This window comes from Tatumella citrea (assembly GCF_002163585.1).
GTDB lineage: Bacteria > Pseudomonadota > Gammaproteobacteria > Enterobacterales > Enterobacteriaceae > Tatumella > Tatumella citrea.
In genome coordinates, this window is record NZ_CP015579.1 from 886,262 (window position 1) to 908,249 (window position 21,988).

Consider the following 21,988-nt stretch of genomic DNA (forward strand, 5'->3'; position numbering starts at 1 on the left):
AAACCGATGAAGCAGCTGACAACCGCGCGCCTGACCGGCCGCCGGCTAACCAGAAATGACTGGTCCTTTTTCTGCCATCTGTATCAGGACCGGCAGGTTATGCGCTTTATCACCGATCCATTGAGTGAAGCGGAAATCCGTGAGCGGTTTACTCTTCGTCTGGCTGACTGGGATCGCCACAGTAGCCACTGGCTTTGTCTGTTACTGAGTGAAGGTGAACAGGGTAGGCCGGTAGGCCTTACTGGCAGGTGTATGACTGACCCCGGGATAGCTGAGGCAGGTTTTATTCTGAGCCGGGAAGGTCAGGGTAAAGGCTATGGCAGTGAGTCACTGCATGCACTGAGCAGCGCATTTTTTGGCGGCGGCTATGGCCACCGGCTGTTCTGTCGGGTAACTGAGGGTAATACCCCCTGTGTTCGTCTGATGGAGCGGTGTGGATTTCACTATGAGGGATGTTTAAGACAAAGTTTTTGGCTTGACGGCGGGTGGCGTAATGACCTGTTGTTCTCGCGGTTAAGCAGTGATCCAAAAGTCCCTGAAACAGCTGCCGGACGCTGGTCAGTCTGAACTAAAATATGCGGGGCTGTGGAGAAACGGCCTCTTTGTGAAGCTGGTTACAGCCATTCACAAATTTATTTCAGCTTACAACTGTACACTGAAAATTTTCTTCGCTACGCTGTGGGGGATTTATCAGGAATCTGGCATTAATTCAGGAAGCATTCGATGACAAAACACCGTTTTTTTCCGAAAGGATATTCCGTCGCTGAAGAGGTTGCAAACAGCGTCAGCCACGGATTGGGATGTATATTCGGAATTGTCGGGCTGGTATTGTTACTGACCCGGGCGATTAACACCCATGCCGGCGCGATGACGATTACCAGTTACAGTCTGTATGGTGGCAGTATGATCCTGCTTTTCCTGGCATCCACCCTCTATCATGCGATTCCCTCACCCGAAGCTAAGCCGTGGCTGAAAAAATTTGACCACTGCGCGATTTATCTGTTGATTGCCGGGACCTATACCCCGTTTCTGCTGGTAGGGCTGAAATCCCCGCTGGCTTACGGATTAATGGTGGTCATCTGGTTGCTGGCACTGGCGGGGATTATTTTTAAACTGGGGTTTGCTCACCGTTTCAAAATTGTCTCGGTAGTGACCTATCTGCTGATGGGCTGGTTATCGCTGGTGGTGATTTACCAGATGGCGACCCGGCTGTCAGCGGCCTGCGTTTGGTTACTGGCAATCGGTGGGATTGTTTATTCGCTGGGGGTTATTTTTTATGTCTCGCGGCGTATTCCGTTTAATCATGCTATCTGGCACGGCTTTGTGCTGGGGGGCGCAATCTGCCATTTCTGCGCAATCTACTTTTACGTTCGCTAAACGCCAGTAGTCCGGCAGTGCCTGATTCAGGCACTGCCGGTAACGGTCAGTCAGCTTCTGCCAGAGAGTAGGGCAGTGGCTGAACGTTGAGCACCGCACCTTCATCCCCTTCCGGACGCAGTACTGCGTCGCTTTCCAGGTCATTATTCAGTACGGCCTGCAGTGACAGTTCACCGTTACTCAGCCTGACAGCAGCCAGTACGGTGCCGGTACGACGCCATTTATCGCCCATCTGCAATTCCAGCGAATCTCCGGCAACCGGGATTTTTTCACTGTTGCCACGCAGCCAGTAAAGCGCACGCTTATTGGCCCCGCGATATTTAGCCCGGGCAACCATTTCCTGACCGGTATAACAGCCCTTTTTAAAGCTGATGGCATTGAGAGCCTGAAGATTGGTCGCCTGAGGAATAAATTCGTCGCTGACTGCGGTATCAATCAGTGGCTCTCCGGCCGCAATATTCAGTGCCAGCCACTGCTGGCTGTCAGCAGACTGTGCGCTGTTCAGTGCATGACGTAATGCCGTAGTTTCTGGTTCAGCGGCGATAACCAGAAAACGTTCTTCCGGTAATGGCAGCCAGAGCAGCAGGGTGTTATCAGCCTGCACACGTGGATTTTCACTGTCCGGCAACTGAGCAAAGATTCCGGCCAGTGCATCACGGGCGCCACTGCCAGCCACACCGGTCAGCAGGCGGCTGTCGTCTGCAGCAAGAGTCACTTTGGAAAATACCGCATACTTTTTCAGCTCGGTCAGCTGTTGTTCACGAACCTGGCGGCGTAACAGATAGCCGTAATCCTGCAGATCATGGAACAGTCGCAGGTTGCTCCACATTTTTCCTTTCGCATCACAATGCGCGGCCAGACGGTGATTATTCTCCTCAAGCGCTGCAACATCCAGCGTGAGCTGACCCTGCAGGTAACTGGTGCTGTCAGGTCCGCGGGCAGTAACCAGAGCCCAGTCGTCGAGTGCAATAACGGTCAGTGGCAGAGCCTCTGCCGGTGCCGGGTATGAAAGAGTATTTGCGGGCATAAGAAGATCCTGTGGCTGAATCTGAAGTGTCAGTGCGGCAGAACCGGCGCATGGCCGTTTTCCTGCACCGACGATAAAATTGGCCTGTGTCTGCGCATTATTCACCAAAGCTGCTCTGCTGAAAAGGGCACAACCACACCACAAATGCGCACTGTTGGCGATTTGCCCGGCTCCAGAGAGCAATCTGGTCAATTCAGTCCCGGGATATGCAACCTTGTTGAACACTGACACTCAGTCGGGCTGCTGAGAACAGAGGAGAAAACAGGGTTTGGTTCAGATTTGCCACCGACTGACTGCAGCGCAGTACGCAATTTTTAACGCCGCTAGCCGGGGAGTGTCGCAAGCGGCGGGCTAACCGGGGTAAACTGTCCGCCTGTCGGTTAACAGCACAGGATAAATAATGCCGAACACTACCTCCCCGGGAATTGAAGATAAATCCCGCGTTCAGTGGGCTTGCCGCCGTGGCATGCTGGAACTGGATATCGCGATTATGCCATTCTTTAAATACGAATATGACTCGCTCAGTGACCACGATAAGCAGTGTTTTATTAACCTGTTGCGTGCCGATGACCCTGATTTATTTAACTGGATGATGGAACATGGCGAACCGGCAGATCCTGAACTGAAACGGATGGTTAATCTGATTCGTGAACGCAATGCACAACGCGGCCCGGTGGCACTCTGAGCTGACAGCATCACGAATGGCAGGGCGAATACAATGGCTGATACAGTTTCTGCTGTTAGTGGCTCTGCTCTGTTCGCCCTGGCCGTTGCTGTGGTCACCACTAAAGCTGCTTTCCTTCCTGCTGGTATGGCAGGAAGGCAAGCAGGCCCGCCGGCGATTTTCCGGGCGTTGCGGAAAAATAGAGCTGGATAACCAGGGGATCTGGTACTGGCAACAGCAACGCTGGAGAACGGTCAGAAATCCGGGCTGGCTGCCCTGGGCAGTATTACTGACGCTGGAAAACGAACAATGCCAGCGGATGAAGTTCTGGCTGATAAAGGATGCAATGCCTGAAGCTGACTGGCGTGGTCTGCGAATGCACTGGTTTTATTGCTGCAGATTACCCTGCTGACCGGCAGCAGGGGGTTATCCGGTGGGGCTGGTGTCTGTGCCGCACTGACATCTGTATCGTAACGACAACGGTGCATTACCGGCAGCTGCACTGGCAAGCGTACGGTATTAACAACCGCTGTGTTGGTATTTGCCCTGTAAAACTTAGCCACAAACGCAGCGGTTAATCTTAACTGCAAATCACTTTGCCACTGCAACAACCAGGATGACTGATAAATTTACAGCAGGGCCGACATTTCGGTCAGAATCTGTTCGCACCACTGCTCAATCCGTTCATCGGTCAGTTCAAACTGATTTACATCATCCAGTGCCAGGCCGACAAACTGATTGCCCCCCGGTAATACCGCCTTCTGGCTGATAAATTCAAAACCCGCGGTTGGCCAGTAGCCGACAAAACGAACGCCCATCGGTTGCAGCAAATCATGCAACATACCCAGAGCATCCAGGAACCATTCGCTGTAACCAATCTGATCACCCATTCCGTACAGCGCCACAATTTTTCCCTGCAGTTGTAGGTCTGGCAACATAGGCCAGATGGCTTCCCAGTCTTCCTGTAACTCACCAAAATCCCAGGTCGGGATCCCCATAATCAGCAGATCATAATGCTGCATGGATTCGGTGGTTCCGTCTTTTACATTGTGCAAAGTGACCAAATCAGCGCCGATAAAATCGCGGATTTTTTCCGCCACTATTTCGGTATAGCAGGTACTGGAACCGTAGAATAATCCGATTTTCATGCCGTTATTTGCTCTGTTGATCGAAAACTGCGGCGTATGGTAGCAGAGAATGGCGTTAAAGGCGCTGGCGTTATCCTGCTAACCCGCTGGAAATCTGCTGTCATTGATATCTGATGCAGGTTGTCAGGGAAAACGACATCTGTAACTCTCTTCAGACGACGTCTGAACGGGGAATGGGGGGCCACCCCCGGCTAAACAGGGCAGTCAGCACCGCCAGGGCTGCCGGAGATTCTCTTAGCCATCACCGTACCATTTCAGGCATAATGACCGGGCGGTGATAAAACCGCCGGCTAAACCGTGATTAGCTGTGTTGTGAAAAAAGGAGGCAGGGTGCAGGAACAACAGCAACATGATGAAAATCTCAGCAAAATCGAGCTGTTTCTCGACACGCTGTGGATTGAACGTAATCTGGCACAAAATACTCTTTCCTCTTACCGCCAGGATCTGCATCAGCTGACCGACTGGCTGGCGGCACAGCAGCTTTCGTTACTGGATGTGACGGCAGAAGATTTACAGAGTTTCCTTGCCGAACGGCTGGAAGGTGGCTATAAAGCCAGCAGTTCGGCCAGGCAGCTCAGTGCAATGCGTCGCTTGTTTCAGTATCTGTACCGGGAAAAGCAGCGCAGTGATGACCCCAGTGCGGTACTTTCATCGCCTAAACTGCCCCAGCGGTTACCTAAAGACCTCAGCGAATCACAGATTGAACGGCTGCTACAGGCCCCTTCGACAGAAATTCCTCTGGAATTACGTGATAAAGCCATGCTGGAGTTACTCTACGCGACCGGATTGCGGGTCTCTGAGCTGGTGGGCTTATCGGTCAGTGATATCAGCCTGCGTCAGGGGGTGGTCCGGGTTATCGGTAAAGGTGATAAAGAACGGCTGGTGCCGCTGGGAGAAGAGGCGGTGTACTGGCTGGAACAATATCTGGAATATGGCCGTCCCTGGCTGACCAACGGTCAGTCGCTGGATGTCATGTTCCCCAGTAACCGTGCTCAGCAGATGACACGACAGACCTTCTGGCACCGGATAAAGCACTACGCAGTGCTGGCCGGTATCGACAGTGAAAAGTTGTCACCGCACGTATTGCGCCATGCATTTGCCACGCATCTGCTAAATCACGGTGCTGATTTGCGGGTAGTACAAATGCTGCTCGGTCACAGCGATCTGTCGACCACTCAGATCTATACTCATGTAGCCAACGAAAGGCTACGACAGTTACATCAACAGCATCATCCCCGGGGCTGAACCGGCGGATGAAAAGGACTGAATGTTCATGAAAAAAACGCTTTTAGCAGTGACCCTGTTGTGGTCAGCAATTTCGGGTCTGGCTCATGCAGACGATTCAGCGATTCAGAGCACCCTGCAACGTCTGGGTGTTAAGGTCACCGATATCCAGCCATCGCCATTGCCGGGAATGAAAACCGTGCTGACTGACAGCGGCGTTTTCTATATGAGCGATGATGGTAAGCAAATGATTCAGGGACCGCTGTACGATGTCAGCGGACCGCATCCGGTCAATGTCACTTTCCGCCAACTGGGCAAGAAAATGGAACAGATGGTGCCGGATATGATCATTTATAAAGCGCCAAAACAGCAACATGTGGTGACGGTATTTACCGATATTACCTGTGGCTACTGCCACAAGCTGCATGAGCAGATGGCGGATTATAATGCCTTAGGAATTACCGTACGTTATCTGGCGTTCCCGCGTGAGGGAATGGGCGGCGAAGTTTCAAAAGCCATGAAATCCGTATGGTGTGCTGCTGATCGTAATAAAGCCTTTGATGAGGCGATGAGCGGTAAAGCACCTGCACCTGCCAGCTGTAATATTGACCTTAACCGTCAGTATCAGTTAGGTCTGATGTATGGCATTCAGGGAACTCCGGCAATTATTACCGAAACCGGCACCCTGATCCCGGGCTATCAGGGGCCACAGGAACTGAAACAGTATCTCGATAGTCTGACGACAGGTAAGTAACTCTTGGCCGGAAAACATGTTTCGCAACTGCGCCGTCGCCTGGCGGCTGCAGATGCTGTGTTGCCGGACGATATGCCGGCATTGTTACGTCGTTTGTATGCGCTGCGTGGCGTCCGTTCAGCCTCAGAACTCGAACGTAGTGCAGCAGCTCTGTTGCCCTGGCAAGGGCTGAACGGAATTGAAACCGCGGCGGCACTGCTGCACCAGGCGATGGTCGCTGGACAGCGGATTATAGTAGTCGGGGATTTCGATGCCGACGGAGCAACCAGCACAGCATTATCGTTGCTGGCGTTACGTGGCATGGGTGCGGATAACGTTGATTTTCTGGTGCCTAACCGCTTTGAAGACGGTTATGGCCTGAGCCCTGAAGTGGTTGAACAAGCTCGCGCGCGGGGTGCGGAATTTATTCTGACCGTCGACAACGGCATTTCCTCACATGCAGGAGTCGCGCTGGCCAGTGAATATGGTATTCCGGTGGTCATTACCGATCACCACTTGCCTGGCGAAACCTTGCCGGAAGCTGCCGCGATTGTTAACCCTAATCTTGATGATTGCGGGTTTCTGTCCCGTTCCCTGGCAGGAGTCGGGGTCGCATTTTATCTGATGCTGGCACTGCGGGCATATCTGCGCGATCAAAACTGGTTCAGCTCCCGCCCGCAACCCAATCTGGCAGAATTACTTGACCTGGTCGCGCTGGGTACCGTAGCCGACGTCGTGCCGCTGGATGCCAATAACCGTATCCTGGTCTGGCAAGGGTTGCAGCGTATCCGTGCCGGTAAATGTCGGCCAGGCATCCGCGCGTTACTGGAAGTGGCTAACCGGCAACCTGCAAAACTGGTCGCCACCGACCTTGGGTTTGCACTGGGCCCACGGCTCAATGCCGCAGGGCGGCTGGATGATATGTCGGTCGGTGTTGCGTTGCTACTCTGTACCGATACTCAACAGGCCCGGATGCTGGCCAGTGAACTGGACGCATTAAATCAGACGCGCAAAGAGATTGAGCAGGGGATGCAGGCCGAAGCATTAAGCCTGTGTGACTCACTGGAACAACAACAGCAGCAGTTGCCTAACGGGCTGGCGTTCTACCATCCCGAATGGCATCAGGGCGTGGTTGGGATTGTGGCTTCCCGGCTAAAAGAGCGTTTTCACCGGCCGGTATTTGCCTTTGCCCCGGCAGGTGACGGAACACTGAAAGGATCAGGACGCTCTATCAGCGGTCTGCATCTGCGTGATGTGCTGGAGCGGCTGGATACCCTGAACCCCGGACTGATTCTTAAATTCGGCGGTCATGCGATGGCGGCCGGGTTATCACTGAATGAAGATCAGTTTGAACCGTTCCGGCTGGCATTTGCTGAACTTGCCGGGCAGTGGCTGGACGAACAGCAGCTGCAGGGTGTGGTCTGGTCGGATGGTGAGTTGTCCGGGCAGGAGCTGACACTGCATACCGCGGAAATTTTGCGGGAAGCAGGCCCGTGGGGACAGGCATTTCCGGAGCCAGTTTTCGACGGTAAATTTCGCATTCTGCAGCAACGGCTGGTAGGCGAACGTCACCTGAAACTGATGCTGGAGCCGCTCGGTGGCGGACCACTGCTGGATGGCATCGCTTTTAATATCGATACTACCCTGTGGCCGGATAACAGCATACAACAGGCGGAAGTCGCCTATAAACTGGATGTGAATGAGTTTCGCGGCCAGCGTAACGTGCAGCTGTTAGTCGAACACCTCTGGCCGGTAAGCTGATCTTTCTTAATAAACGGGGTTTTCTGTGCAACAAATAGCCGCTTGCTGACGCACAGGGGATACCCGAAACTTCACCTTTGCGGTACACTGTGTGGCCTTAATTAAGCCCATAACCGACCAACTAAAAGAACTATTACGCCATGTTTGAAATTAATCCGGTCAGAAACCGTATCCAGGACCTTACTGAGCGCAGCAATGTGCTTAGGGGGTATCTTTGACTACGATGCTAAAAATGAACGTCTCGAAGAAGTAAACGCTGAGCTGGAACAGTCCGATGTGTGGAACGAACCGGAGCGCGCACAGGCGCTGGGTAAAGAGCGTTCCTCACTGGAAGTGATTGTTAACACCCTGAATCAGCTGGCCCAGGGGCTGGAGGATGTCAGCGGGTTGCTGGACCTGGCGGTAGAAGCGGACGACGAAGAGACATTCAACGAGGCAGTGGCTGAACTGGATGATCTGGACAAGAAACTGGCCGAACTGGAATTCCGCCGGATGTTCTCTGGTGAGTACGACAGTGCTGACTGTTATATCGACCTGCAGGCCGGCTCCGGTGGTACCGAAGCCCAGGACTGGGCCAGCATGCTGTTACGTATGTATCTGCGCTGGGCAGAAGATAAAGGCTTTAAAACAGAAGTTATTGAAGAGTCTGATGGTGATGTGGCCGGTATAAAATCGGCAACTATCCGTATTTCCGGGGAATATGCTTTCGGCTGGCTGCGTACCGAAACAGGTGTTCACCGTCTGGTGCGTAAGAGCCCGTTTGACTCCGGTGGCCGCCGCCATACATCATTTAGTTCGGCATTTGTCTATCCGGAAGTCGCGGACGATATTGATATTGAAATTAACCCGGCCGACTTACGTATTGACGTATACCGTGCCTCGGGTGCCGGTGGACAGCACGTTAACCGTACCGAATCGGCAGTGCGTATTACCCATATCCCGACCAACACTGTTACCCAGTGTCAGAATGACCGCTCCCAGCATAAAAACAAAGACCAGGCGATGAAGCAGATGAAAGCTAAGCTGTACGAGCTGGAAATGCAGAAAAAGAATGCCGAAAAACAGGCGCTGGAAGACAACAAATCTGATATCGGCTGGGGCAGCCAGATCCGTTCTTATGTATTGGATGATTCGCGGATTAAAGATCTGCGTACCGGCGTGGAAACACGTAATACCCAGGCGGTTCTGGATGGCGACCTCGACCGTTTTATTGAAGCAAGTTTAAAAGCAGGTTTATAAGGAACCCCCATGTCTGAACAACAACCACAGCACGCTGATGCCAGCCAGGAACTCAACAACGAACTGAAAAGTCGTCGTGAGAAGCTGGCCGCGCTGCGCCAGAATGGCGTAGCATTTCCGAATGACTTCCGTCGCGATACCCTGTCTGACAAGCTGCATAAACAGTTTGATGATAAAGACAGCGAGCAACTGGAAGATCTCGGCATCGAAGTCAGCGTGGCCGGGCGTATGATGACCCGTCGCATCATGGGGAAAGCCTCCTTTGTTACCCTGCAGGACAATGGCGGCCGTATTCAGCTGTATGTTTCGCGTGATGATTTACCGGAAGGTTACTACAACGAACAGTTTAAGAAATGGGACCTTGGCGATATCCTGGGAGCACGCGGTAAACTGTTCAAAACTAAAACCGGTGAACTCTCTATCCATTGCAGCGAACTGCGTCTGCTGACTAAAGCACTTCGCCCGTTACCGGATAAATTCCACGGTCTGGCCGATCAGGAAACCCGTTACCGCCAGCGTTACCTGGATCTGATTGCCAACGAAGAATCCCGTCATACTTTCCAGGTGCGTTCTAAAATCATGGCCGGCATCCGTCAGTTCATGGTTGAACGCGAGTTTATGGAAGTGGAAACCCCAATGATGCAGGTGATCCCTGGCGGTGCATCAGCCCGTCCGTTTATCACCCATCATAATGCGCTGGACATCGATATGTACCTGCGTATTGCGCCGGAACTTTATCTGAAACGTCTGGTGGTGGGTGGTTTTGACCGCGTGTTTGAAATCAACCGTAACTTCCGTAATGAAGGTATTTCGCCACGCCATAACCCTGAGTTCACCATGATGGAACTCTATATGGCGTACGCAGACTACAACGACCTGATTGAACTGACCGAAAGCCTGTTCCGTACTCTGGCAGAGAAGGTACTGGGCCACACCGAAGTCACTTACGGTGACCAGCTGTTTGATTTTGGCAAGCCATTTGCCCGCCTCACGATGCGTGAAGCGATTAAAAAATACCGTCCGGAAACTGAGCTAAGCGACCTGGAGGATTTTGATAAAGCGACCGCTATTGCTGCTACGCTGGGTATCAAGGTTGAGAAAAGCTGGGGGCTGGGACGTGTGGTCACCGAGATTTTCGAAGAGACTGCCGAAAGCCAGCTGATTCAGCCCACCTTTATTACCGAATATCCGGCCGAAGTTTCGCCGCTGGCCCGCCGTAATGACCAGAACCCGGAAATCACCGACCGATTTGAATTCTTTATTGGCGGACGTGAGATTGGTAACGGCTTCTCGGAGCTGAATGATGCCGAAGACCAGGCCGATCGTTTTCAGCAGCAGGTGAATGCCAAAGATGCCGGTGATGATGAAGCGATGTTCTACGATGAAGACTATGTGACCGCACTGGAACATGGCCTGCCGCCAACTGCCGGACTGGGGATTGGTATCGACCGTATGGTCATGCTGTTTACCAACAGCCATACTATTCGTGATGTGATTCTGTTCCCGGCACTGCGCCCGGAAGCAAAATAATTCCCGCCAATGAGCACGGGCAGTGATGACTGCCAGTGGTTCACATTGATGCCCGCTATTCGCGGGCATTACTTTTTTCAGAAATCACCCACTTCGCGGTTTCCTGCGCACAATTCTGCCTGTTACGCCTCAATGCTGATGATTCTGCATCATCCATACATATTGAAGTTTCATTACTGTATTATTAGCCGTAAAAATCTTATCCCTGCAGGCTCGGGAATCCCCGGGTTGGGGCATTTTTAGTCAGTTGCAAGATTGATTGTCAGCAAAAGTAAAAAACCAGGAATTTCTCTATATATTTACCTGAATTAATTCTTAATAATTGGCAGATATTACTGGAATTGTTGAACATTTGTTGAGACTTTATCCGGTGTCGTTTCGGAACTGGTTCCGGACAGACCACAATTTGCAGAACTGCGCAGGCGGATATCACCGTAAAACCGGACGGACTTCCCTGCCTACAGTACACTGGTAGCTGTAAGCCTGGGGCGGTAGCGTGTCTGCGAAATGATTTTTCGCACTTTTCTGCAAAAAAAAGCAGGCTAATCAGTAAACTCTGCTATTTTCTTAGACGACCGTTGAAAAATGTCGCTTATCAGCCATGGGGTTGATGAAGAATCCGCCAATAGTTGCCTGTTCACAGTGAGCTCTGGCAAACTTATCAGTTGCAGGCCATATCCATATTAGTGATTGATAAGTGTTCAGCGATATGACACTAACAATAACCAACATTTCACCATTATTTATATTTTATCGTCAGCCGGTTGCCACAGCCATACAGATTGTGCGGCCAGCAGGACAGCAAAGGAGACAGCACTGATGCAAAAAGCCTTAACCGGGGCAGATTACCCGCAGCCCGGCCAACCGCGCCGCGGTGTCAAAAAGAGCCTGCTGGCTCTGGCAGTGGGTCTTGCATTATTGCCTGCTGCCAGCAGTTTTGCCGGTGGACTGGTATTACCCGACAGCGATTTACGTTCAGACCTGAGCTGGCTGGCGGATCGCGGGGTGATTCATCTTAGCCTCAGTACCTGGCCGTTAAGTGAAGACGCCATCGAAGCTGCACTGGATAAAGCCCATCCTTCTTATGCTTCCGAACAGCTGGCGCTGGAACGTGTCCAGGAACGGTTACGGGTGCTGAAATCCGATGTGCGTGTTAAAGCCTATACCTCTACTGACGGCTCTGGCCAGCCTAAACCTTTCGCCCAGTCTACCCCGGCCGATAACAGCCTGTCGGTGATTGCCAGTAACAGCGGCGACTGGTGGGATGTGAACTTACAGGGCAACCTGGAAGCTGGAGAGCAGATTGGTTCTCCTTCCCGTGCCAACCTGAATAACAGCTATGGCGCGGTGAAATTCCTCGGCCAGTGGCTCTCCTTCGGGCAGACCCCACAGTGGTGGGGGCCTGGCTATGAAGGCAGCCTGATTCGTTCTGATGCCGCACGCCCGTTAACCGGTTTTATGCTGCAACGTGACCAGCAGACCGCCCCGCAGACCTGGTGGCTCAACTGGATTGGCCCATGGCAGTACCAGATTTCTGCCTCACAGGAATCTCAATATAGCGCAGTACCGCATACCAAAATTATCGGGATGCGATTAAGTGTTTCGCCGTGGCAGTCACTGGAACTGGGTGCCAGCCGCGTAATGCAGTGGGGCGGACAGGGACGCCCGGAATCGTTACGTAATTTCTGGGATGGTTTTTCCGGTAATGATAATACTGCGCCAAACGATCCTAATGAACCGGGTAACCAGCTGGCGGGCTTTGATGCCAAACTAAAACTGGAGCCGACCCTCGGTATTCCGATCAGTCTCTACGGTCAGATTATTGGTGAAGACGAAGCCGGTATGCTGCCATCTGCCAATATGTATCTGGCAGGGGTGGAAGGGCACTACAGCATCGGTAAAAACGCGCTGAACTGGTATGTGGAAGGTCATGATACCCGTACCGATATGGGACGAACTAATTACAGTTATCAACACCACATTTATAAAGATGGTTATTATCAGCAGGGCTATGCACTGGGTGACAGTATTGGCGGAGATGGCCGGTTGCTGGCGACTAAAGCCGAGCTGGTGACCGAAGATAATCAGCGCTGGAGTGCCAGAATTTTCTACGCCAAGGTCAATCCGGATAACCAGAGTACTAACTATGCCTTCCCGCATGCAGATACCCTGAAAGGGGTACAACTGGGCTGGGGCAGCAATGTCTATAAATCGGTACGGCTAAATCTGCTGGGCTGGTATACCGATGCTAACCATAATGATAATAATGACCTGGGTGCCAGCGCCTCACTGGAAGTGCCGTTTAATTTATAACCAGGACTGACTAAGGAACGCTGCATTACAACAGCCAGTGGCAGGGATTGCCGCTGATATAATGCAGAACAGCCAGGGACAGGTAAAAGTCAGCAGTGTCTAATAATAACTGATGAAATAAATTGATGAAAACAACCGTACTGAAATTAACAGCCGCTGCAGCCCTGGTGGGCCTGCTGAGCGGTTGTACTATCATCCCCGGTCAGGGGCTAAACAGCCTGCGTAAAAATACCGTTGAACTGCCGGACAGTGACTATGACTGGGATAAACTGGTTAATGTCTACCCGATGACTCCGGATTTAATCGATCAGCTACGCCCTAAACCGGTACTGGCACAGCCTAATCCACAACTGGACAGCCTGCTGAGTAGCTATCAGTATCGTATCGGTCCCGGCGATGTACTGATGATTACCGTCTATGACCATCCGGAGCTGACCACCCCGGCCGGTACCTACCGCAGTGCCAGTGACACCGGCAACTGGGTGGGGGCTGACGGTGATATTTTCTATCCTTATATTGGTAAAGTGCATGTGGAAGGACAGACTCTTAATGAGGTGCGAAGTGAACTGGCCCGCCGTTTAGCCACCTATATCGAAAGCCCGCAAGTCGATGTTAGTGTGGCGGCTTTCCGTTCACAAAAAGCCTATGTGACCGGTGAAGTCACCAAATCAGGCCAGCAGGCGATTACCAATGTACCGCTTACCATTATGGATGCAATTAACGCCGCCGGAGGCCTGACAGCAGACGCCGACTGGCGCCATGTGGTACTGACGCATAATGGTAAGGATATTGTTATTTCCCTGCAGGCACTGATGCAGAAAGGTGATCTGATGGAGAACCATCTGCTCTACCCTGGCGATATTCTGTTTGTACCGCGCAATGACGATCAGAAAGTATTTGTAATGGGTGATGTCGGTCAGCAAAGCACCCTGAAGATGGACCGCAGTGGTATGACACTGGCTGAGGCGCTGGGTAATGCTCAAGGAATCAACCAGTCCACATCTGATGCATCGGGGATTTTTGTTGTAAGGAGAATACCGAAAGAAAAAGATGGCCGTATCGCTAATATTTATCAGTTAAATGCCAAAGATGCCTCCACCATGGTAATGGCCAGTGAATTCCAGTTACAGCCCTATGATATTGTTTACGTCACCGCTGCACCAATTGTCCGTTGGAACCGTGTAATTTCACAGTTACTGCCAACTATTACCGGAGTATACAACATAACCGAGACTGCTAATTATTATAAGGATCTCAAATAATTATGTTTAATTCTATTCTGGTGGTCTGCACCGGTAATATCTGCCGTTCACCGATAGGTGAGAGGATGTTACGCCGGGCATTGCCCGGTAAAAAGATCGATTCGGCCGGGGTCGGGGCGCTGGTGGACCATGCGGCCGACAGTTCGGCAATAGCGGTGGCAGAAAAACATAATCTGTCACTGGAAGGGCATAAAGGCCGACAGTTTACCGGTACTCTGGGACGTCAGTATGATCTGATTCTTGTAATGGAAAAACACCATATCGAACAGGTGACTAAAATCGCCCCGGAAGCACGTGGTAAAACCTTATTAATCGGTCACTGGCTGTCTAATAAAGAGATTCCCGACCCGTACCGGCAGAGTATGGAAGCGTTTGAATTTGTCTATCAGTTACTGGACCAGGCATGTAACAGCTGGGCCGGTAAACTGGGCGGTTAACTTTAGGAAGTAAATACATGTCTCCCTCTTTAACTAATAAACCGGCCAGTCCGGACTCTGATGAAATCGATCTGGGACGTCTGGTTGGCGAAATAATTGATCACCGTAAACTGATTATTAGTGTGACTGCGGTATTTACCGTAATGGCAATTCTCTATGCACTGTTTGCCACCCCGGTCTATCAGGCGGACGCACTGATTCAGGTTGAGCAAAAACAAGGTAACGCTATTTTGAACAGCCTGAGTCAAATGTTACCAAATACTCAACCGGAGTCAGCACCCGAAATTGCACTTCTGCAATCAAGGATGATTTTAGGCAAAACTGTTGATGATTTAAATTTGCAAGCGCAGGTCAGCCAAAAATATTTTCCTATTTTTGGTCGTGGTTGGTCCAGATTAACGGGTAATAAGCCCGGAAAACTTGTTGTTGGACGAATTTTCGTCGAAAATCAGAATGGTAAAACACCAACTTTAACTTTAACGGCAGGTAATGATGGTAATTTTACATTGTCTGAGAATGGAAATCTGATAAAAGGGCAAGTTGGTCAACTTGTGCAATTACCGGGTGTATCTTTAATGATTACTAACCTGGAAGCAAAAACAGGTACAATATTCAATATAAATTACCTGACACGTCTAAGTGCTATAAATAATCTGCAACAAGCGTTTGTCGCGGCAGATCAGGGCAAAGATACAGGTATGCTAAATCTTACCCTCACCGGAACTGAGCCTGATGTAATTCAACAAATACTCAGAAGCATTAGTGATAATTACCTGGCACAAAATATTGCCCGTCAGGCAGCTCAGGATACCAAAAGCCTCGATTTTCTTAATCAGCAATTACCACAGGTTAGGGCTGATCTGGATACCGCAGAAGATAAACTGAGTGCTTACCGTAAACGCAGTGATTCAGTGGACTTAAACTTACAAGCCCGTTCAACGCTGGATCAGGTAGTCAATGTTGATAATCAACTGAATCAGTTAACTTTCAGAGAAGCTGAAGTCTCGCAGTTATTTACCAAGGACCATCCGACCTATAAGGCATTGCTGGAAAAACGCAAAACTCTGCAGCAAGAAAAAGCTCAACTTAATAAACAAGTCTCTGCAATGCCAGCAACACAGCAAGAAGTTCTAAGGTTGAGTCGTGACGTTGAGTCTGGACGAGCTGTGTATATGCAGTTACTTAATAGACAACAGGAACTGAATATTGCTAAAAACAGTGCAATTGGTAATGTACGTATTATTGATGATGCGGTAACGGAACCTCAGCCAATTAAGCCAAATAAAAAAATAATAGTATTGATTGGTATTGTACTTGGAAGTTTTATATCAATAGCTCTTGTTCTGCTCAGAGTATTTTTACGCCGTGGTATTGAATCACCAGAACAGCTGGAAGAACTGGGGATTAATGTTTATGCCAGTGTGCCGGTATCTGAATGGATGGCGCGCCAGACTCCCAAGCGTTCTCTGAAAGCTAAAGGCAAACAGAAAGAGAATACCAGCTTCCTGGCCATTGATAATCCGGCTGATCTTGCTATCGAGGCCATACGAAGTCTGCGCACCAGCCTGCATTTTGCCATGATGGAAGCACGCAATAATGTGCTGATGATCTCCGGTGCCAGCCCGAATGCCGGTAAAACCTTTGTCACCACCAACCTGGCCGCAGTCATTGCTCAGGGGGGACAGCGGGTACTTTTTATCGATGCGGATATGCGCAAAGGCTATGCGCACCAGATCTTTAATCACAGCGTTGACCATGGCTTATCGGATATTCTGTCAGGAAAATCAACTATTGCTCAGGGGATTAAGCCGGTTACAGCGGCAGGATTTGACTTTATTGCCCGTGGGGCAATACCACCGAATCCCGCGGAACTGTTAATGCATTCCCGTTTCCAGCAGTTAATTGACTGGGCCAGTGAGAACTATGATCTGGTGCTGGTGGATACCCCGCCAATTCTGGCGGTAACTGATGCGGCAGTTATTGGTCGTTATGCCGGAACCACTCTGCTGGTCGCCCGTTTTGAGCAGAATACCGCCAAAGAACTTGAGGTCAGTATTCGTCGCTTTGAGCAGAGCGGGGTAGATATTAAAGGTTGTATCCTGAACGGCGTGATCAAAAAAGCCAGCAGCTACTATGGCTACGGTTATAGCCACTATGGTTATTCTTACGACGAAAAACAGAAATAAGTGTAAGACGAGCAAGAAATACCACTGCAGCCCTCGGGCTGCAGTCTCTGACTAAAATACTTATCTGACCGGCGAATATTCAGCACCATCCGGCATAATTTCATCTGCCTGCAAACACTTTATACCACCCTGTTACGGGATACTGGTAAGGAAAACCATGACGCGTCTAACCCGAAATTTCTGGGTCAGTGTAATACTGATCCTCTCAGATTTTATCGGTTTTACCCTGGCAATTTATATCGCTATGGGGATATTACATCTTACGCTTAGCCATTTTAGTGACCGGATCCCTGAGGAGCCAACCGAAGGCTGGATTAGCCTGCACTGGATGTTGGCACTGGTTTGTATTGGCTGGTTTGCCATGCGTCTGCGTCACTATTTTTATCGCAAGACCTTCTGGTTTGAACTGAAAGAGATACTGCGCACATTAGTTATTTTTGCGGTATTTGAAATTGCGATTGTGGCTTTTGCTAAATGGTATTTTTCCCGCTATTTATGGGTGCTGACATGGATTTTAGTACTGATTATGGTTCCGGCACTGCGTATGCTGACCAAGAAACTACTGGATAAAGCAGGCATCTGGCGGCGTGATGCAATAATTATTGGTAGTGGAAAAAATGCTATCGATGCTTTTCAGGCGATAACCAGCGAAAAAAATCTGGGATTTCGGGTCACCGGATTTATTAATACCGAAGACCAGTTCGCTGAAGAAAAGGAATTGCACGGTATCCCATTATTACATTGTGATACTACATGGCTGGGTAACGGGGTAGATAAACGCTTGCAGTTTATTGTGGCGGTAGAGAATCATCAGAGTGAACTGCGTAATACCTGGCTGCGTGAAATGATGATTAAAGGTTATCGTTATGTCTCGGTAATCCCAACGCTGCGTGGTGTGCCACTGGACAGTACCGATATGTCGTTTATTTTTAGCCATGAAGTAATGATTTTCAGGGTACATCAGAGCCTGGCAAAATGGTCATCACGTTTTCTGAAACGAGGGTTTGATATCTTTGCTTCCCTGGCGATTATTGTGCTGTTATCCCCACTACTGCTATATATCCGCAGTAAAGTTAAAAAAGACGGTGGTCCGGCGATTTATGGGCATGAACGAATTGGTAAACACGGTAAACCATTTAAATGTCTGAAGTTCAGATCTATGGCAGTGAATTCAAAAGAATTACTTGAAGAACTACTGGCTACAGACCCTGAAGCAAAGGCTGAATGGGATGCCACCTTTAAACTGAAAAATGACCCGCGGATTACCAGGATTGGTGCAGTACTACGCCGTACCAGTATGGATGAACTGCCGCAGTTATTTAATGTCCTAAAAGGCGAAATGAGCCTGGTGGGACCCCGGCCGATTATTCAGGAAGAACTGGAGCGTTACCATGATCAGGTCGATTACTATCTGATGAGTAAACCAGGTATGACCGGACTCTGGCAGGTTAGCGGGCGCAGTGATGTTGACTATGAAACCCGGGTCTATTTTGATGCCTGGTATGTTAAAAACTGGTCGATGTGGAACGATATTGCCATTCTCTTTAAAACAGTCGGTGTGGTACTGAAGCGTGATGGCGCTTATTAATCGCTAAGGATTTAAGATAAATACCATGAACTATTTTGTAGCAATTCCGGTATATAATGGCGGGACGGTTTGGCAACAATGCGTTGATAATCTAAAAAAATATGCCCCGGATAACCTGCATGTTCAGGTGATTGATTCTTCGAGTAAAGATAACAGTGTAGAAATTGCCAGGCAGGCGGGGTTTGATGTGCTTACCATCAGCAGCGCCGAATTTAATCATGGTGGTACACGCAATCAGGCATTACAAATGCAGTCCGGGCATTATGATGTAGTGATTTTCCTGACCCAGGATGCAATACCTCAGCCCGGATTTATCGAAAATATCATTAGTGTGTTCTCTGATCCGCAGGTCGCTTGCGCTTACGGACGACAACTACCGCATGATGATGCTAACCCACTGGCACAGCATGCCCGACTGTTTAACTACCCCCCGGTAAGCCATATTTATAGCCAGCATGATATCCCGCAGAAAGGAATTAAAGTGGCATTTATGTCAAATTCCTTTTCCGCCTACCGTACCGATGTTTATAAGGAAATTGGTGGTTTCCCGCTTGAAACTATCTTGTGTGAAGATATGTATTTTACCGCTAAAGCAGTACTGGCCGGATATAAGGTAGCTTATGCTGCACAGGCTCAGGTCAAACATTCACATAATTATACTCCGGCCGAGGAGTTTCGCCGCTACTTTGATATTGGTGTATTTCATACCGATGAACCCTGGATACGCCAGCAGTTTGGTGGCGCGGGCGGAGAAGGTAAGAAATTTATTCTTTCTGAGTTTCGCTATCTGATAAAACATGGATTATGGTATATCCCGGTTGCATGTCTGAATAATTTTATGAAGATTGTTGGCTATAAACTTGGTCAGAAATATAAAAAAATACCGGCAGGGGTAATAAAAAAATTAAGTATGCATAAGCGGTATTGGACTAACAAGTAGCTTGGGCGTTTTATTAATATTAAATTCCAAATAGTAAATCTGGTAAGAGGGTTAATAGTTCATATGAAGATTATAGTCACCGGTGGTGCAGGGTTTATTGGTTCAGCTGTGGTACGCAATATTATTAATAATACCCGGGATGAGGCGATAGTGGTTGATAGCCTGACCTATGCCGGCAACCTGGAATCACTGGCAGAAGTTGCCGATAATCCACGCTATCATTTTGAACAGGTTAATATCTGTGATCGTCAGGCACTGGATGCGTTATTTAGTAAATATCAGCCAGATGCAGTAATGCACCTCGCTGCCGAAAGCCATGTTGATCGTTCTATCGATGGTCCTGCGGCATTTATCGAGACAAATATGGTGGGTACTTATACGCTGCTGGAAGCGACCCGTCAGTACTGGAATACACTCAGTGAGGCGGAAAAACAGGCTTTCCGTTTCCACCATATTTCTACCGATGAAGTGTATGGTGATCTGGAGGGGACCGACGACCTGTTTACTGAGACTACACCCTATGCACCAAGCAGCCCGTATTCAGCCTCTAAAGCTTCCAGTGATCATCTGGTAAGAGCCTGGCTGCGTACCTATGGTTTACCGACCATTGTCACCAACTGTTCAAATAACTACGGTCCTTATCACTTTCCGGAAAAGCTGATCCCGCTGATTATCCTTAACGCGGTAGCGGGAAAACCATTACCGGTATATGGCAATGGCAGCCAGATCCGCGACTGGTTGTATGTTGAAGATCATGCCCGTGCGCTTTACACCGTAGTAACTAAAGGTGAAGTGGGTGAAACCTATAATATCGGTGGTCATAACGAGCGCAAAAATATTGATGTAGTGAAAACCATCTGCGGCTTACTGGAGGAACTGGTTCCGAACAAACCAGCAGGAGTCGCCAGCTATACTGACTTAATTACCTATGTAAAAGATCGTCCTGGCCATGACCTGCGTTATGCTATCGATGCTTCCAAAATTGAGCGTGAACTGGGCTGGACTCCGGCCGAAACGTTTGAAACCGGAATCCGCAAAACAGTGGAATGGTATCTGAACAATCAGACCTGGTGGCAACGGGTGCTGGACGGTTCATACGCCGGCGAACGTCTTGGTTCAATCTGATTAACAGGAAAAGAAATTACATGAAAGGTATTGTATTAGCCGGTGGTTCCGGTACCCGCTTATATCCAATTACTCAGGGCGTCTCAAAACAGCTGATGCCGATCTACGATAAACCGATGGTGTTTTATCCTATCTCGGTATTAATGCTGGCCGGCATTCGCGAGATTCTGATTATCTCGACGCCTGATGATATGCCAGGTTTTAAACGTCTGCTGGGTGACGGTAGCCAGTTTGGTGTCAGTTTCTCTTATGCAATTCAGCCTAGCCCGGACGGCCTGGCTCAGGCCTTTATTATCGGCGAAGAGTTTATCAATGGCGACAGCTGTGCGCTGGTATTAGGCGATAATATCTACTTTGGCGAAAGCTTTGGACGTAAACTGGAAAACGTGGTTCAGCGTAACGAAGGTGCGACAGTCTTTGGTTATCAGGTGATGGATCCTGAACGTTTTGGTGTAGTTGAATTCGATGAAAATAACCGCGCAATTTCTCTTGAAGAAAAGCCAGCTAAACCAAAATCTAACTGGGCTGTAACCGGCCTCTACTTCTATGACAAAGATGTGGTGGAGATGGCTAAACAGGTTAAACCATCAGAACGTGGTGAACTGGAAATCACCACCCTCAATGAAATGTATCTTGAGAAGAATTCCCTGCATGTAGAGAAGCTAGGTCGTGGATTTGCCTGGCTGGATACCGGTACCCATGACAGCCTGTTAGAAGCATCATCATTTATTCATACCATCGAGAAGCGTCAGGGCTACAAAGTCGCTTGTCTGGAAGAGATTGCCTATAAAAAAGGCTGGCTCACTAAACAGCAGGTGCAGGTACAGGCAAAATTACTGGCAAAAACCGGCTACGGACAATATTTACAACGTATGATTGAAGGGAACTAACATGCAGGTTATTGATACCAAAATTGCCGATGTAAAAATTATCCAGCCAAAAGTATTCGGTGATGAACGTGGTTTCTTCCTCGAAACGTTTGAGAAAAAACGCTACCAACAAATGCTGAATATCGATTTTGACTTTGTTCAGGATAATCATTCGCGCTCTTCTAAGGGAGTATTGCGCGGGCTGCATTTCCAGACCAAACATGCGCAGGGTAAGCTGGTGCGGGTAGTACGTGGTGAGGTGTTTGACGTTGCCGTAGATATCCGTAAAGACTCGCCGACCTATGGTCAGTGGGAAGGGGTGCTCCTTTCTGAGGAAAATAAAACTCAGTTCTGGATCCCACCCGGTCTGGCGCATGGCTTTGTGGTACTTTCAGATATCGCAGACTTTGAATATAAATGTACCGATTACTATACCCCGGGTTTTGAGGGCTGTCTGGCCTGGAATGACCCAGAAGTGGGCATTGAGTGGCCTATAGATTTTGAACCTTTGCTTTCAGAAAAAGACAGTAACGGACAGAAATTATCTGAATTCTAATTAAGAGCC

20 protein-coding genes are annotated in these 21,988 nt (G+C 49.4%); 18 read left to right on the top strand and 2 right to left on the bottom strand.

The features are described from left to right. Positions 1-6: 6 nt before the first annotated feature. A complete protein-coding gene (locus tag A7K98_RS04220) occupies positions 7-567 on the top strand; it encodes a GNAT family N-acetyltransferase (RefSeq protein ID WP_157665846.1) in 561 nt (186 codons plus the stop codon). Between the two features lie 156 nt (positions 568-723). Further along, positions 724-1,377, top strand: a complete 654-nt coding sequence (trhA, locus tag A7K98_RS04225) for a PAQR family membrane homeostasis protein TrhA (RefSeq protein WP_087487449.1) — start codon at positions 724-726, stop codon at positions 1,375-1,377. A gap of 46 nt (positions 1,378-1,423) precedes the next feature. Here trhA and ygfZ read toward each other — a convergent pair whose 3' ends face one another. Next, the gene (gene ygfZ, locus A7K98_RS04230) at positions 1,424-2,404 is read right to left on the bottom strand and encodes a tRNA-modifying protein YgfZ (protein ID WP_087490356.1); all 981 of its coding nucleotides are present in this window, start codon (positions 2,402-2,404) and stop codon (positions 1,424-1,426) included. Between the two features lie 400 nt (positions 2,405-2,804). Between ygfZ and sdhE the strand changes: the two genes are divergently transcribed. Then, complete coding sequence (gene sdhE, locus A7K98_RS04235) at positions 2,805-3,089, top strand: FAD assembly factor SdhE (RefSeq protein ID WP_087487450.1); 285 nt, start codon at positions 2,805-2,807, stop codon at positions 3,087-3,089. A gap of 16 nt (positions 3,090-3,105) precedes the next feature. Continuing rightward, a complete protein-coding gene (locus A7K98_RS04240; RefSeq protein ID WP_157665848.1) occupies positions 3,106-3,480 on the top strand; it encodes a protein YgfX in 375 nt (124 codons plus the stop codon). A gap of 217 nt (positions 3,481-3,697) precedes the next feature. Here the strand turns inward: A7K98_RS04240 and fldB are convergent, their stop codons facing one another. Then, positions 3,698-4,216, bottom strand: a complete 519-nt coding sequence (gene fldB / locus A7K98_RS04245; RefSeq protein WP_087487452.1) for a flavodoxin FldB — start codon at positions 4,214-4,216, stop codon at positions 3,698-3,700. A gap of 330 nt (positions 4,217-4,546) precedes the next feature. Here fldB and xerD point away from each other — a divergent pair, with 330 nt between their 5' ends. The 14 genes from xerD (at position 4,547) to rfbC (ending at position 21,979) form a co-directional block, all read left to right on the top strand. Continuing rightward, a complete protein-coding gene (gene xerD / locus A7K98_RS04250) occupies positions 4,547-5,461 on the top strand; it encodes a site-specific tyrosine recombinase XerD (RefSeq protein ID WP_087487453.1) in 915 nt (304 codons plus the stop codon). Positions 5,462-5,489: 28 nt separating this feature from the next. Beyond that, positions 5,490-6,194, top strand: a complete 705-nt coding sequence (dsbC, locus tag A7K98_RS04255; protein WP_087487454.1) for a bifunctional protein-disulfide isomerase/oxidoreductase DsbC — start codon at positions 5,490-5,492, stop codon at positions 6,192-6,194. A 3-nt stretch (positions 6,195-6,197) separates the two neighbouring features. After that, positions 6,198-7,934: a single-stranded-DNA-specific exonuclease RecJ gene (gene recJ / locus A7K98_RS04260; protein ID WP_087487455.1), complete on the top strand. Its 1,737-nt coding sequence runs from the start codon at positions 6,198-6,200 to the stop codon at positions 7,932-7,934. 140 nt (positions 7,935-8,074) lie between these two features. Then, a protein-coding gene (gene prfB, locus A7K98_RS04265; RefSeq protein ID WP_157665850.1) for a peptide chain release factor 2 occupies positions 8,075-9,173 on the top strand; the annotation gives its coding sequence in 2 pieces (ribosomal slippage) (positions 8,075-8,149 and positions 8,151-9,173; 1,098 coding nt in all). A 9-nt stretch (positions 9,174-9,182) separates the two neighbouring features. Beyond that, complete coding sequence (gene lysS / locus A7K98_RS04270) at positions 9,183-10,703, top strand: lysine--tRNA ligase (RefSeq protein ID WP_087487456.1); 1,521 nt, start codon at positions 9,183-9,185, stop codon at positions 10,701-10,703. Positions 10,704-11,522: 819 nt separating this feature from the next. Beyond that, complete coding sequence (locus A7K98_RS04280) at positions 11,523-13,016, top strand: capsule assembly Wzi family protein (RefSeq protein ID WP_087487458.1); 1,494 nt, start codon at positions 11,523-11,525, stop codon at positions 13,014-13,016. A gap of 125 nt (positions 13,017-13,141) precedes the next feature. Continuing rightward, positions 13,142-14,278 (top strand): polysaccharide export protein, encoded by a 1,137-nt coding sequence (locus A7K98_RS04285; protein WP_087487459.1) that lies wholly within the window; start codon positions 13,142-13,144, stop codon positions 14,276-14,278. 2 nt (positions 14,279-14,280) lie between these two features. Next, positions 14,281-14,715, top strand: coding sequence for an arsenate reductase/protein-tyrosine-phosphatase family protein (locus A7K98_RS04290; RefSeq protein WP_087487460.1), 435 nt, complete (start codon positions 14,281-14,283; stop codon positions 14,713-14,715). 17 nt (positions 14,716-14,732) lie between these two features. Beyond that, entirely contained in the window at positions 14,733-16,901 is a 2,169-nt protein-coding gene (locus A7K98_RS04295; protein WP_087487461.1) for a polysaccharide biosynthesis tyrosine autokinase, read from the top strand. 157 nt (positions 16,902-17,058) lie between these two features. Then, on the top strand, positions 17,059-18,489 hold the full coding sequence (gene wbaP, locus A7K98_RS04300) for an undecaprenyl-phosphate galactose phosphotransferase WbaP (RefSeq protein ID WP_087493472.1): 1,431 nt from the start codon (positions 17,059-17,061) through the stop codon (positions 18,487-18,489). Between the two features lie 25 nt (positions 18,490-18,514). Next, positions 18,515-19,429 carry a glycosyltransferase gene (locus A7K98_RS04305; protein WP_087487463.1) on the top strand — a complete coding sequence of 305 codons (915 nt, stop codon included), beginning with the start codon at positions 18,515-18,517 and terminating at the stop codon, positions 19,427-19,429. A 63-nt stretch (positions 19,430-19,492) separates the two neighbouring features. Further along, entirely contained in the window at positions 19,493-20,554 is a 1,062-nt protein-coding gene (rffG, locus tag A7K98_RS04310; protein ID WP_087487464.1) for a dTDP-glucose 4,6-dehydratase, read from the top strand. Between the two features lie 20 nt (positions 20,555-20,574). After that, positions 20,575-21,444 (top strand): glucose-1-phosphate thymidylyltransferase RfbA, encoded by an 870-nt coding sequence (gene rfbA, locus A7K98_RS04315; protein WP_087487465.1) that lies wholly within the window; start codon positions 20,575-20,577, stop codon positions 21,442-21,444. Position 21,445: 1 nt separating this feature from the next. After that, a complete protein-coding gene (rfbC, locus tag A7K98_RS04320) occupies positions 21,446-21,979 on the top strand; it encodes a dTDP-4-dehydrorhamnose 3,5-epimerase (protein WP_087487466.1) in 534 nt (177 codons plus the stop codon). Positions 21,980-21,988 lie beyond the last annotated feature (9 nt).